The organism is Pseudoalteromonas agarivorans (assembly GCF_024518735.1).
GTDB lineage: Bacteria > Pseudomonadota > Gammaproteobacteria > Enterobacterales > Alteromonadaceae > Pseudoalteromonas > Pseudoalteromonas atlantica.
Window position 1 is genome coordinate 115,239 of sequence record NZ_JANIGJ010000004.1, and the last position, 13,071, is coordinate 128,309.

Annotated in this window: 11 protein-coding genes; 9 read left to right on the forward strand and 2 right to left on the reverse strand. The window is 42.8% G+C overall.

Translation table 11 applies throughout. The features are described from left to right. Positions 1-103 precede the first annotated feature (103 nt). Complete coding sequence (locus tag NQT65_RS09030) at positions 104-2,488, forward strand: TonB-dependent receptor (protein WP_256851002.1); 2,385 nt, start codon at positions 104-106, stop codon at positions 2,486-2,488. Here NQT65_RS09030 and NQT65_RS09035 read toward each other — a convergent pair. After that, the gene (locus NQT65_RS09035; RefSeq protein ID WP_256846598.1) at positions 2,472-3,401 is read right to left on the reverse strand and encodes a LysR family transcriptional regulator; all 930 of its coding nucleotides are present in this window, start codon (positions 3,399-3,401) and stop codon (positions 2,472-2,474) included. The genes NQT65_RS09030 and NQT65_RS09035 overlap by 17 nt on opposite strands. A gap of 90 nt (positions 3,402-3,491) precedes the next feature. Between NQT65_RS09035 and NQT65_RS09040 the strand changes: the two genes are divergently transcribed. The 3 genes from NQT65_RS09040 (at position 3,492) to NQT65_RS09050 (ending at position 7,287) form a co-directional block, all read left to right on the forward strand. Then, on the forward strand, positions 3,492-4,298 hold the full coding sequence (locus NQT65_RS09040; RefSeq protein ID WP_256851003.1) for a class II aldolase/adducin family protein: 807 nt from the start codon (positions 3,492-3,494) through the stop codon (positions 4,296-4,298). Between the two features lie 129 nt (positions 4,299-4,427). Further along, the gene (locus tag NQT65_RS09045; protein WP_256851004.1) at positions 4,428-6,413 is read left to right on the forward strand and encodes an AMP-binding protein; all 1,986 of its coding nucleotides are present in this window, start codon (positions 4,428-4,430) and stop codon (positions 6,411-6,413) included. A 1-nt stretch (position 6,414) separates the two neighbouring features. Beyond that, complete coding sequence (locus tag NQT65_RS09050) at positions 6,415-7,287, forward strand: bile acid:sodium symporter family protein (protein WP_054982042.1); 873 nt, start codon at positions 6,415-6,417, stop codon at positions 7,285-7,287. Between the two features lie 57 nt (positions 7,288-7,344). On the opposite strand, the gene NQT65_RS09055 is transcribed toward NQT65_RS09050, so the two are convergent. Further along, complete coding sequence (locus NQT65_RS09055; protein ID WP_256851005.1) at positions 7,345-8,253, reverse strand: LysR family transcriptional regulator; 909 nt, start codon at positions 8,251-8,253, stop codon at positions 7,345-7,347. 115 nt (positions 8,254-8,368) lie between these two features. Between NQT65_RS09055 and NQT65_RS09060 the strand changes: the two genes are divergently transcribed. Genes NQT65_RS09060 through NQT65_RS09080 form a run of 5 tightly spaced genes read left to right on the forward strand, consistent with a single transcriptional unit; the run spans position 8,369 to position 12,967 of the window. Beyond that, on the forward strand, positions 8,369-9,589 hold the full coding sequence (locus tag NQT65_RS09060; RefSeq protein ID WP_256851006.1) for an acyl-CoA dehydrogenase family protein: 1,221 nt from the start codon (positions 8,369-8,371) through the stop codon (positions 9,587-9,589). 9 nt (positions 9,590-9,598) lie between these two features. After that, on the forward strand, positions 9,599-10,420 hold the full coding sequence (locus tag NQT65_RS09065) for an SDR family oxidoreductase (RefSeq protein ID WP_248450100.1): 822 nt from the start codon (positions 9,599-9,601) through the stop codon (positions 10,418-10,420). 12 nt (positions 10,421-10,432) lie between these two features. Beyond that, positions 10,433-11,506 (forward strand): phosphotransferase family protein, encoded by a 1,074-nt coding sequence (locus NQT65_RS09070; RefSeq protein WP_256851007.1) that lies wholly within the window; start codon positions 10,433-10,435, stop codon positions 11,504-11,506. Continuing rightward, positions 11,506-12,210, forward strand: coding sequence for a histidine phosphatase family protein (locus tag NQT65_RS09075; protein ID WP_256851008.1), 705 nt, complete (start codon positions 11,506-11,508; stop codon positions 12,208-12,210). Before NQT65_RS09070 ends, NQT65_RS09075 begins: the two co-directional genes overlap by 1 nt. A gap of 10 nt (positions 12,211-12,220) precedes the next feature. Then, the gene (locus tag NQT65_RS09080) at positions 12,221-12,967 is read left to right on the forward strand and encodes an SDR family oxidoreductase (RefSeq protein ID WP_170865589.1); all 747 of its coding nucleotides are present in this window, start codon (positions 12,221-12,223) and stop codon (positions 12,965-12,967) included. Positions 12,968-13,071: the final 104 nt, after the last annotated feature.

Sequence of the window (13,071 nt, forward strand, 5' to 3'; positions counted from 1 at the left end):
TGTTGAATAAATAAACATCACTGTTATTTATTTTAAGACTCGTCAGTATGAAATAGACGCAAAATTATCCAATAAAAATAACCTCTATAATGGAGTTGCAGCCATGACAACTGAACACACACAGTCACACACACATTTAAAACCTAGTTTTTTAAAACAAAAAACACTTACTTTATTTACGCTCAGCGCATTAAGCGTGGGTATGGCACAAGCTGGCGAGCAAAAAATAAATAAAAGTGAGCTTGAAACCATTACCGTCACCTCGCAAAAGCGGGTGCAATCGCTACAAGATATTCCTACCTCTATTCAAGCGCTTTCTGGCGATTACCTCGAGCAAAACAGTGTTGATGATTTACTCGCCCTAAGCGAAAACCTACCTAACGTGCATATAACCGAAACCTCAAGCAGTAAACGTATTTTTGTACGCGGCATAGGCTCGGGTACTAACTCAGGCTTTGAGCAATCGGTTGCTATGTATAAAGATGGCGTGTATTTAGGGCGCGGGCATCAGGCTAAATTTCCATTTTTAGATATGCAGCGCCTTGAGCTTATAAAAGGCCCGCAGTCGGTTATGTTTGGTAAAAACGCCACAGCAGGAGCCTTTAGTATGGTTTCAAATTCGCCAACCGATGTACTTGAGGGCAACGTATCGGCAGAGTTTGGCTCTGATAACGAAAAGCGCTTTACAGGCGTTATAAATATTCCTATTAACGATGATTTAGCCATACGTATTGCCGCGTTTGATCATTCTGTTGATGGCTTTTTATATAACCAAGCGCGCCAAAGCGATGAGCAATCTAACGACTCATCAGGTGCACGTTTATCAATAGATTGGCAAATAAACGATGATATAAACGCATTGTTTAAGTGGGAACACGGTGAGTTTGAATCGCATGGCTCGCGCTACCAATACATTATTGATACTCCCAACCGAGATTTACAAATAGCAAATGACCCTACTAACCCAGGCAATGTAGGGTATCGTTCACTTTTATTAAGCGACAACTCGGGCCTTGATTACACAAGTTCGGTATCGGGCGATGATCACCCAGGTGGGCTTAATGAGCAAAGTAAAACCACGCTTGATAACGCATCACTTAAATTAACCTATAACCATGGCGAATACGAATTTACCTCTGTAACCACGTATAGCGAGTACGATTGGGACTCAACCTTTGACGCGGACTTTTCAGAAATCCCGCTTATAAAACAAGACTACTTAGAAAACTATAACCAGTTTACGCAAGAGTTTAGAGTAAGCTCGCCAACAGGGCGCACGCTTGAATACGTAGCGGGCATTTTTTACATGAGCAGCGAGCTTAAACACCCAAACGATATTTTATTTGGCGCATCGTTACTTATTCCTGATTTAGTGGGTACATCATTGGGCGTAAATGCGCTGTTTGATCAAGACCAACAAAGCTACTCCGCATTTACCGCCCTTACTTGGAATGTAAACGCGCAATGGCGCGCTAATTTTGGCCTGCGTTATCAAAAAGAAGAAAAAGAAGTAAGCAGCGTACAAAGTGTGTATAGCGTATTTGAGCCAAACACACCGCAAGCCGTACAACAATTTGCTAATGCCGCTGCGCCCACTATTGCAGGGCAGCTTTCGGGCGCGGGGGTACATAACCTTAACGCTAAGCGTGATGAATCGCACTTATCACCCAATATTAGTGTGCAATATTTAGGGTTTAACAACACCATGTTATTTGCAAGCGCTGGCATAGGCTACAAAGCCGGTGGTTTTGATGGCTCTGGCTTAAATGGCTCACAAGGTAACACGGTTGATGAAAACTCAGGCTTTGAGTTTGACGACGAAAAAGCCACAAACTTTGAATTTGGCATAAAAGCCGAGCCAATTAAAAATACTCTACAAGTAAATGCTACACTGTTTTACACCCTGTACGATGACCTACAAGTATCTGAATTTAATGGTAATGCATTTGTAGTTAAAAATGCCGCCGAAACCAAAGTAAAAGGGATTGAGCTCGATTCGCGCTGGGCAATAAATCAAAGTTGGCAGCTATCGGCAAACCTTGCGGTGCTTGATTTTGAATACGAACAATACGCCAGTGCATCGCCAACGGTTATGCAAAGCGAGCTACTTGGCCAAGCGTTTCAAGATTTAACCGGGCAAACTGGCGCGTTTGCTCCCGATTACTCAGGCAATATAGCGATTGATTACAATACCGAGGTATTTTCTAATTTAACTTTAAGTAGCAATTTAGCGCTTAACTTTAGTGACGATTACTTTTTAGAGCAAGATCTTGACCCAATAGCCAAGCAAAGCGCTTTTGAAAAGCTAAATTTACGCATAGAGCTAGGTAGCAGTGAAGGAGATTGGTCGGTAGCGTTATTGGCTAAAAATTTAACCGATAAACACACTTTTTCGCAGGCCAATGATGTGCCAGTAATTAGCTACGCACACCGTTTTTTATCAGAGCGTGGGCGTAGTTATCACGCACAATTTAATTACCGCTTTTAAGTTTGTCAGCAGGGATAAGTTGCTGGGCTAAACCTAGCAGCTTTTCTCGCATCCAACTATTTACTAAATCGTCATCGGCTTGTTCGTGCCAATACATGTGCACAGGCATTAACGGCACATCAAACGGCAAGCTAGTTACATGCACAGGCATTTGCTCTTTTAATACTTGCGCGTACGCGTTTGGCATGGTCATTATCATGTCGCTTTGGCTAATCACTTTAGTCGCCGCAAAATAATGTTCACATTTAAGCACTACATTACGGGCAAGTGCATGCTTTGCCAGCGCCATATCAATAATATCTACCTGCGCGCCTTTTAACGACACCAACGCGTGCGATGCCTTTGCGTAATTTTGTACGGTTAAATCATTTAATATTGGGTGATCGTGCCTACAAATTAGCGAAAAATGCTCATTACAAATAAAGGTGTTTTTTATGTGGTTACTCGTTGGGGTAAGCACATCAATGACTATATCGAGCTCTTGGTTTTCGAGTGATTTTTCCATATCAACATGCGACACCTGTCGGCTGTTAATCGTGATATTGGGGGTGTTTGTGAGTAGGTCGCTCATTAGCGGCGGAAAAAATATCGATTCTAAAATATCTCTAAAGCCAAATTTTATTTCGCGCTTAAAGGCGGCTATATCAAAAAGCCGTTCGCTATTTAAGGTTGACTCTAATACCTGAACCGACTCAATAACTTGCGCTATTATTTTTTGGCAAAAAGGAGAGGGCACCATACGCCGACCGTGGCGAATAAATAATGGGTCGTCAAACTTTTCTCTAAGGCGGGAAAGCGCATGGCTAACAGCAGGTTGCGTTAAATGCAGTTTATCCGCTGCAGTGGTAATACTGCCCTCTTGATATACCGTTTTAAGTATTACAAACAGGTTTAAATCTATCTTTCCATGCATAGTATTTATGTTTAACCATTAATTAACATCACTTCTATTTATCTTAAGCGAGACTAAACTAAAGTCAACAGAGTTTAATTTAGGATTATTATGAGCAATACACTAGAGCAGCAAGCCGCAAAAATGACCATAGGCAGCGACAAATTTAAACTTATTATGCCGCCTAAATTTAATACCCTTAAGGAGCAACGCAGCTACGAAAAACAGCGCCTAGCCGCAGGGTTTAGAGTATTTGCCATGTACGGTTTTGATGAAGGACTTGCGGGGCACATAACACTTCGCGACTGCATAGAGCCCGATACTTTTTGGGTAAACTCTGTGGGTATGCACTTTGCGCATATTAAAGCGTCAGATCTTATTCGGGTTGATCATAAAGGTAATATTATTGAAGGCAGCACACCGATTAATAATGCCGCGTTTGCTATTCATTCACGCATACACATGGCGCGACCCGACGTAAACGCAGTAGCCCATGCCCATACACGTTATGGCCGTGCGTTTTCGGCATTAGGAGAGTTACTTAAACCAATTTCGCAAGATGCCTGCGTATTTTACGAAAACCACAGTGTATTTGATGTATTTAGCGGCGTAGTGGCCGACAGCGAAGAGGGCGATATGATAGCTAAGTCACTGGCTGATCACTGCGCTGTTATTTTGCAAAACCATGGTTTACTTACCGTTGGTTCGTCGGTTGATGCCGCAGTTGCCAATTTTGTATTGCTAGATAGCTGCTGCCAAAGCCAATTATTAGCGCAAGCAGCAGGCGAGCCTAAGCTTATTTCTCACGATGTTGCGCTACACACTAAACAAGCCAATGGCTCAGAGCTAGTTACATGGGGGAACTTTCAGCCCATGTATCAGGTTGTTGCCGCAAAAGATAACAGCTTTTTAGATTAAAACACTGGCAATAGCTTAATTTTGATAGACTAAAATTTGCGCGGTAATGGCCCACACACCCAAAGCCGCGTTTAAATACTATGCACTCACACGCAAACACACACATTATAAAGATACGTTGAGGGTTTTATGAATATAACAACAATTAAAAACCACGCCGATGTTGGCAATTTAAACCTTGCTGAAATATCACCAGAGCAACTTCCTCGCTCTACTTATCATGCCATTTTACAATCGGCAAAAAACTTTGGTGATGCAACCGCTATTGAATACATTTTAGATGGCGACTGCATTAGCGAAGCGCAAATTCCGTTTGCAAAAAAGCTAATTCACCGCATTTTAATGACCTTTAAAGGTAAAAGCTTTGCTAATCCGCACCGTAAAATGAGCTACAAAGCGCTTGCCAATAACGTAACAGGGCTTGGCAATGCATTGCACTCGTTAGGTATAACAAAAACCGATGTAACCTCGCTGGTATTACCTAACTTCCCTGAAACCTATGTATCGCTTTGGGCAGCAGAGGCCGCTGGCATTGCAAACCCTATAAACCCCTTGCTTGATGAGTCCATAATGAAAGAAATTATGATCTCAGCCAATACCAAAGTAATTATTGCCCTAGGCCCAGTCCCTGGTAGCGATATTTGGCAAAAAGTAATGGCAATTAAAGATCATATACCTGGCCTAAAAGCGGTTATTAGCTTATTTGGTGACGACATAGCGTGTTCGCAAAATAATAAAGTACCCGTGTATGGGTTTAAAAAATTACTCGCGGCGCAAAGTACGCAAGCAGCTAATTTTACTTTGCCTGAGCAAAGCGATGTGTGCGCGTATTTTCATACGGGTGGTACCACCGGCTTACCAAAACTTGCCAAGCACTTACATTTAAACCAGCTTACCAATGCAGGGCAGGTTAATTTACTTTCGCCAGTAAACGCAGGCGATACCATGCTAGTAGGTTTGCCCATATTTCATGTAAATGCGGCAGTGGCAACAGGCATTGCCTCGGTTATGAAAGGCTGTAAAATTTTACTCGCAAGCCCTTCAGGCTTTAGAGGTAAAAACATCATTCAAAACTTACTCACCCTAATTAATAATTACGATGTAGCCGTTATGACCGCCGTACCTACGGTTTACGCGGCTATGGTTGAGCAAATTACCTCGCAAAAAATATCGGTGCCACCGCTTAAAATGAAGTTTGCCATTTGTGGGGCCGCGCCGCTTTCATCAGATTTACAAGCCCTGTTTACTAAACTCACAAACACCCCACTGGTAGAGGGTTATGGCTCAACTGAGGGCAGCTCAGTAAGTACGTTAATGCCTGTAAACCCAATAAATAAAGAGGCTTCTGTAGGGCTGCCAATACCTGGTATTATGCTTAAAATTGCCGATATAAACGAGCAAGGCACGCTTGTTAAAATTTGCGATACACTCGATGTTGGCGAAATAATAATAACCGGTAATAACGTATTTCCCGGTTACGTAGAAGATGCGCATAACCAAGGCGCATGGGTAGTTGATGAAAACGGCCAACAGTATTTTAGAACCGGCGATTTAGGAAAAATAGATGAGAGCGGGTATGTATCTTTATGTGGTAGGCAAAAAGAGCTAATAATACGAGGCGGGCACAATATAGACCCCAAAATGATAGAAGATGCCTCAACCAGCCACCCCGATGTAACACTTGCAGCCGCCGTGCCCCGCCCCGACAGCTACGCAGGCGAAGTGCCGGTACTTTACGTAACGCTAAGCCCAAATAGTACGCTTAAGCTTGATGATCTCACCGCGTATGTTAGCGCCAACATACCTGAGCGAGCAGCAATACCAAAAGCTATTTATATAATTGATGAAATACCGCTTACTGCCGTAGGTAAAATTTATAAGCCTGAACTGGTTTGCCTAGAAATAAAACAAACCATTACAGAGGCTCTTAGCGAGCAATTAATCAACAAAACCGTGCAAATAAATGTGTTTGCTGATAAAAAGTTAGGCATAAAAGCCACAATTTTAGTTAATGAAGATGAGTTAAACGCGCTGCAACAACAGATAAAAACGCAGCTAACCCCGTACTCATTTAACTACGAAGTGCTGGCATTAAAAACAACAGAGGCCGCCTAATTTGAACGCATCATTTTTAACAGAAATCATACTCCCACTCGCCCTTGCCCTTATTATGTTTGGCATGGGGCTTGGGCTTACAGTTGGCGACTTTACGCGGCTTTTTAAAAAGCCCTTAGCAATTGCTATGGGCTTACTAGGCCAAATTATTGCCATGCCGCTACTGGCTTTAGGTTTGTGTTATTTACTTAATTTACCCACGCCTATAGCAATAGGGTTAATGATTTTAGCCGCGTGCCCGGGTGGTACTATGTCAAACGTAGTGAGCCAGCTGGCAAAGGCTAATTTAGCGCTGTCGGTAAGCTTAACCGCTGCCTCAACTGCTATTAGTATTATTACCACCCCGTTTATTATTGGCTTTGCCATGCACCAATTTGCGCCGCAAGACGATGCTAATTTTTCTATATTAACCACATCACTTGGGCTATTTGTAATCACCTTAGTGCCTGTAGCCATAGGGATAAGCCTGCGCCATTTTAAAAGCGAATTTGCGATTAAAAGTGAGCCGTTTTTTAGGCGTTTTTCGTTATTTTTTATGCTCGCCATGATAGCCGCGCTAGTAATAAAAGAACGCGCCTTACTGGCAAGCTCGTTTGATGCTGTATTTTGGGCCTGCCTTGCATTAAATATTGGCTCAATGGTCATTGGCTTGCTCATAGCTAAGCTTTCAAATCTTAACCTGACCGATTCGCTAACACTTGGGATTGAGGTAGGGATTCAAAACGCATCGTTGGCTATTTTAATTGCTATAAGCTTTTTAAATAAGCCAGAATACGCAGTAACAGGCGGTGTATATGGCCTTGCCATGTTTATTGGGCCGCTGTTATTAATTGCTGGGCTTAAGTTTAAAAACAAACGCCTTGTAAACGCTTAAAAAATAATGCGAAGCGCCAAATTAAGTTCACTAAGTTTGGCGCTTTTTTTATAGCTATTAACGTTTAAAAATAGGCTGCACTTGCCCACGTAACCATACTAAAGCGTCGTCTTTATCAGTACTCTGATGCCAATATAAATGCTGATAAATAGCAGGCATAGTGGTGGGAACTGGCCGTGCTATTAGCGTGTCGTCTAGCAGTTGGCTTGCCACCATTGAAGGTAAAGTAAGTAAAAATGGCGCGTCTTTTATTACCTCTTTCGCGGCAAAATAATTTTGACAACGTATAGCCACCTGCCTATTAAAACTCAATTGCAATAACGCAATATCTTCAATAACAGTACCGGTTGCTCGGTTAGATACCGCAACATGCTTAGCCGCTAAATAATTGTCTATATTGAGTTGCTTTTTAAGCGGGTGGTTTTTTTTCATGAGTACACAAAAGTGATCACTTGAGAGAACAGCATGGCTAATGGGCGCTTTTATTGGCCGTGCTACATCAATTGCCATATCTATTTGATGATTAGCTAATTGCTTATGCATATCTTCACGGCTTAATTTTACGCTCGCTAAGCTTGCATTGGGAGCATGTTTTGCCAGTGCAAGTTGCAATTTAGGCAAAACAATAGGCTCTATTGCATCGTGCAGAGCTATTTTAAAGGTTTGCGCAGTGGTCGCTAAATTAAAGTCACCGCAGGCTTGTAGCACTTGGCGTAATTTTTCGAGTAAATCTATTAGCTCAGGTGCCATACGTTGGCACGCAGGGGTGGGCAGCATTAATTGCCCTTGGCGCTCAAATAACGGATCGTTTAATACACTGCGCAAACGTTTTATAGCATGGCTAACTGCTGAGGGCGTTATGTACAGCACCTTTGCGGTTTCGCTCATGTTTTTTTCACGGTATAGGCATTCAAATATTTTAAGTAAATTTAAATCTAACTGCTGAATATTTTTAGCTTCAATCATTATTACCCACTCAAACTATGAATGTAATTCACACTTAACTGGTAATATATTTCATTTAATTCATTGGGGCGAATGTTTTATGCTGGGTTAACTAAAAAATAAACAGGCAACCCTAATGAACTTTGAGCCAAGCCAAAAAAGCCAAGACTACCTAAAGCGGGTAACCGCCTTTATGGATGAACACGTATTGCCTATTGAGCAAGCAGTAGTTGCGCATAACCATGCTAAAAATAATTCAAACGATTGGACCACTTGGCAACTAAGTGAGCACATTGAGCCATTAAAAACTAAAGCAAAAGCCGCTGGCCTGTGGAACTTATTTTTACCCGATGCAGAACTAGCACAAGGCTTAACCTGCTTAGAGTACGCCCCTATTGCAGAGCAAATGGGTAAATGTTTATTTGCATCAGAAATATTTAATTGTAATGCCCCCGACACCGGCAATATGGAAGTGCTTTATCATTTTGCAAATGATGAGCAAAAACAGCAGTGGTTAACCCCATTATTAAATGGCGATGTTCGCTCAGTATTTGCCATGACCGAGCCCGATGTCGCTTCATCAGATGCGACAAACATGCAAGCAACCATAGATGTTGATGGCGACGAGCTTATTTTAAATGGCACAAAGTGGTGGACCACCGGCCTTGGTCATCCTAATGCACAGGTGGCTATTTTTATGGGGCTTTCTAATCCCGAAAACGATAAACACAGCCAGCATTCAATGGTACTTGTGCCGCTAAACACACCCGGTGTAAACATTAAGCGTATGCTAAGTGCCTGTGGCGATTTTGATGCCCCCTACGGCCACGGCGAAATGGAATTTAATAACGTACGCGTACCAAAACAAAATCTTATTTTAGGGTTAGGCAAAGGTTTTGCCATCGCACAAGGGCGCCTGGGGCCTGGGCGAATTCATCATTGTATGCGCGCAATTGGCGCAGCAGAGCGCTGTTTAGAGCTCATGATTAAACGCGGGCTGTCGCGCAGCGCTTTTGGTAAACCCTTACTTAAATTAGGCGGTAATTTAGAACGCGTTGCGCAAGCCCGTATGGCAATAGACCAAGCCCGATTATTAACCCTACACGCGGCATGGAAAATAGATACTCAAGGCGTTAAACACGCCATGACCGAAATATCGAGCATAAAAGTAGTAGTGCCTAATATGCTGCAAATGGTCTCAGATATGGCAATACAAGTGTTTGGTGGCGCTGGAGTGTCGAGCGACTTTCCTATTGCCTCGTTTAATGCAATGGGGCGTATTTTACGCCTTGCAGATGGCCCAGACGAAGTACATATGGGCATGGTTTCGCGCCTCGAACTTAACAAATACCGCTAAGGCAACACCATGAAAACACGACTAATAATAACAGGTGGAGCCACAGGGCTGGGTAAAGCGTTAGCCCTGAGTTACGCAAGTAATTTGGGCGCTAACTTACAAATTTGTATTGCCGATATAAACGCCGAGCGTGCAGCCACAACCATTAGTGAGCTGCAAGCACTAAAAAGCAATGCCTTTTTTTACGCCTGTGATGTAACCAAGCAAGCAGATGTAAAGGGGCTTTACGATATTATCCAAACCAAGTGGCAGGGCGTAGATATTGTCATTAATAACGCAGGCGTTGCCACGGGCGGCTCGCTTGAGGGCGAATCGCTTGAGCAATGGCAGTGGATTATGGATATTAATTTGCTCTCTATGGTGCGGGTGTGCCAAACGTTTTACCCCGCCTTTGTGCAACAAGGCGGTGGCTACTTTATTAATATAGCCTCACAAGCAGGGCTTACCCCTATTCCGTTTATGAGCAGTTATAACGCCGTAAAAGCGGCGGTTATAGGCTTTAGCGAAACCCTAAAGCTCGAACTCGCCCACGATAATATAGATGTAAGTGTTGTGTGCCCGAGCTTTTTTAAAACCAATCTTGATGAATCCATGCGCACCAGCGAGCCGGCCATGAAAACCATGCTTAACCGTGCCTTTGAGCGCTCCCCCATAAACGCAGAGCAAGTTGCCGATATTATTTATCAGCAGTCGCTTAACCGCCCATTTTTAATTTTGACCCATAAATTAGGTAAACAGGCCTTTTTAATGAAAAAACTACTCCCCGTTGAGTGGTACATTAAAAACATGCTGAAAAAAACACGCTCTATGCAACGTTTAAAATCAAAATAATAAAGGCTAACAATGAACACACAATTATTAGATCAAGCCAAAAACGTACGCCAAGGCGAAGAGCTCGACACACCAAAAGTAGATGCCTGGCTTAAACAGCACCTTACACAGCTAACTGGCGAGCCAAGTGTTACTCAATACGCAGGGGGGGCATCAAACTGGACCTACTGCCTAGAGTACCCAGAGCAATCGCTTATTTTACGCCGTGCGCCCAAAGGCACCAAAGCCAAAGGCGCACACGATATGGGCCGCGAGTTTAAATTACAGCAAGCGCTAAAACCAGTTTACAGCTATGTGCCAAATATGGAGGCGTTTTGCGACGATGAAAACATACTCGGCACCGACTTTTACGTTATGGAAAAGCTTACGGGTATTATTCCGCGTAAAAATTTACCACGCGGATTAACCCCCACGCCCGAGCGCACCAAAAAGCTGTGCGAAAACGTACTCGACTGCCTAGTAGAGTTACACAAAGTAGATTACAAACAGGCCAATTTAAGCCATTTAGGCAAAGGCGAAGGCTACACCCAGCGCCAAATTAGCGGCTGGAGCGAGCGCTTTACTAAAGCCAAAACTTGGAATGTACCCAGCGGTAAAAAAGTCATTAAGTGGCTTGAAAACAACATGCCAAGTAACGAGCGTATTTGCATAACACATAACGATTTTAGGTTTGATAACGTTGTGCTTAATGCAAACGACTACACCAACGTACTGGGTATTTTAGATTGGGAACTTGCCACCCTTGGCGACCCACTTATGGATTTGGGCAATACATTGGCTTACTGGGTAGAGCCAGGAGATGACTTTTTAGCCCAAGCCACGCGCCGTCAACCCACTCACTTAGAGGGCATGCTAACGCGCAAAGAAGTGGTGGCCTACTACTGTAAAAAAATGAATATAACCGTAGATGACTTTACCTTTTACGAAGTGTACGGGCTATTTAGACTTGCCGGCATTGTGCAGCAAATTTATTACCGCTATCACCATGGGCAAACTAAAAACCCAGCCTTTAAACACTTTTGGGTGTTTGTACATTACCTTTTATGGCGCTGTAAAAAAGCCATTAACAACCAAGGTAAAGTCTAATGTGCATTTTATATTTAGTACGCCACGGGCAGGCCAGTTTTTCGGCTGATAATTACGATACGCTCTCAACAAAAGGGCAACAGCAAGCCACACTACTAGGTGAATATTTAGCACAAAAGCAGCTAACACCCGATGCTGTATTTGCTGGCAGTATGCTGCGCCATAATCAAACCGCAGAGCTGAGTTTAGTAAGTGCTAATAATGCGCCGGTACTAATAAACGATGCGCGATTAAACGAATACGATCACGAGCATATTTTAGCCGTTTATAACCCACAGCTTGCCACCCCAAGCCAAGTTCGCGCGGCACTTAGCAAACAAGCCGAGCCTATGGAATACTTTAAAACGGTATTTATTAGCGCCATACAGCAATGGGTACTCAATCCCGACAGCACTCAATATAACGAAAGCTTTAATGCATTTACTGCGCGTGTACTTGGCGCGCTTGAACAAATAGCCAATGAAAACCACGGTAAAAAAGTAATTATTTATACCTCTGGCGGGCCTATTAGCATTCTAACCAGCCATTTAATGGGGCTAAAGCTCGAGCGCTTTATTGATATTAATTGGAGCTTAGTAAACGCAGGCGTAACCAAAGTAGTGGCGCGCGGCAAAGGGGCAAACCGTCAGTTAAGCATTAGCAGTTTAAATGAGCATCACTTTTTAGAGTGCCACCCACAACAAAAATTAATTACATACACCTAAGGATCTAAATATGCGCAAAAACATACTAATAACAGGTGCAAGTTCAGGCTTAGGCAAAGGCATGGCAAAAGAGTTTGCAAAACAAGGTTGTAATCTTGCTTTATGTGCTCGGCGCTTTGAGCTATTAGAGCAGCTAAAAAGTGAGCTTGAACAAATAAACCCAAATATAACCATTAGCATAAAAGTGCTTGATGTTAACGACCACGAGCAAGTATTTAGCGTATTTAACGCCTTTAAAGAAGAGCTTAACGGCCTTGATAGAGTGATTATAAACGCTGGTATGGGCAAAGGAGCCTCTATTGGTACGGGTTATTTTAATGCCAACAAACAAACCGCACAAACTAACTTTGTGGCCGCACTTGCGCAAGCTGAGGCCGCAATGGAAATTTTTAGAGCGCAAAACCATGGTCATTTAGTGACTATTTCATCTATTAGTGCTGTACGTGGTTTTAGGCGCGCCATGACTGTTTACGCCGCGACTAAAGCGGCTATTACCTCATTAAGTGAAGGCATACGCATAGATGTAATGCACACGCCTATAAAAGTAAGCTGTGTACATCCAGGTTTTATAAGAAGCGAAATAAACGAAAAAGTAAAAACAGTGCCGTTTATTGTTGATACCGAAACTGGCTGCAAAGCACTGGTAAAAGCAATAAATAAAGAAAAAGCCAACAGCTTTGTACCAAGCTGGCCGTGGGCATTTCTGCATTGGATTTTACGAATAGCACCGCTGAGTACAATTCGTAAAATGTCGTAATTATACCAATCAGCAATAATACTTAACCATTTAATTATGCGGATTGGTATTGTTTGAGATTTAGGCATTAAAAAAGGTGGCAAATGCCACCTTTTATGTACGTG

Excerpts from the sequence above, each read along its gene's own strand:
- NQT65_RS09055 (WP_256851005.1), bottom strand. The coding sequence starts at position 8,253 with ATGATTGAAGCTAAAAATATTCAGCAGTTAGATTTAAATTTACTTAAA.
- NQT65_RS09075 (WP_256851008.1), top strand. The coding sequence starts at position 11,506 with ATGTGCATTTTATATTTAGTACGCCACGGGCAGGCCAGTTTTTCGGCT.
- NQT65_RS09070 (WP_256851007.1), top strand. The coding sequence starts at position 10,433 with ATGAACACACAATTATTAGATCAAGCCAAAAACGTACGCCAAGGCGAA.
- NQT65_RS09030 (WP_256851002.1), top strand. The coding sequence starts at position 104 with ATGACAACTGAACACACACAGTCACACACACATTTAAAACCTAGTTTT.
- NQT65_RS09080 (WP_170865589.1), top strand. The coding sequence starts at position 12,221 with ATGCGCAAAAACATACTAATAACAGGTGCAAGTTCAGGCTTAGGCAAA.
- NQT65_RS09035 (WP_256846598.1), bottom strand. The coding sequence starts at position 3,401 with ATGCATGGAAAGATAGATTTAAACCTGTTTGTAATACTTAAAACGGTA.
- NQT65_RS09040 (WP_256851003.1), top strand. The coding sequence starts at position 3,492 with ATGAGCAATACACTAGAGCAGCAAGCCGCAAAAATGACCATAGGCAGC.
- NQT65_RS09060 (WP_256851006.1), top strand. The coding sequence starts at position 8,369 with ATGAACTTTGAGCCAAGCCAAAAAAGCCAAGACTACCTAAAGCGGGTA.
- NQT65_RS09045 (WP_256851004.1), top strand. The coding sequence starts at position 4,428 with ATGAATATAACAACAATTAAAAACCACGCCGATGTTGGCAATTTAAAC.
- NQT65_RS09065 (WP_248450100.1), top strand. The coding sequence starts at position 9,599 with ATGAAAACACGACTAATAATAACAGGTGGAGCCACAGGGCTGGGTAAA.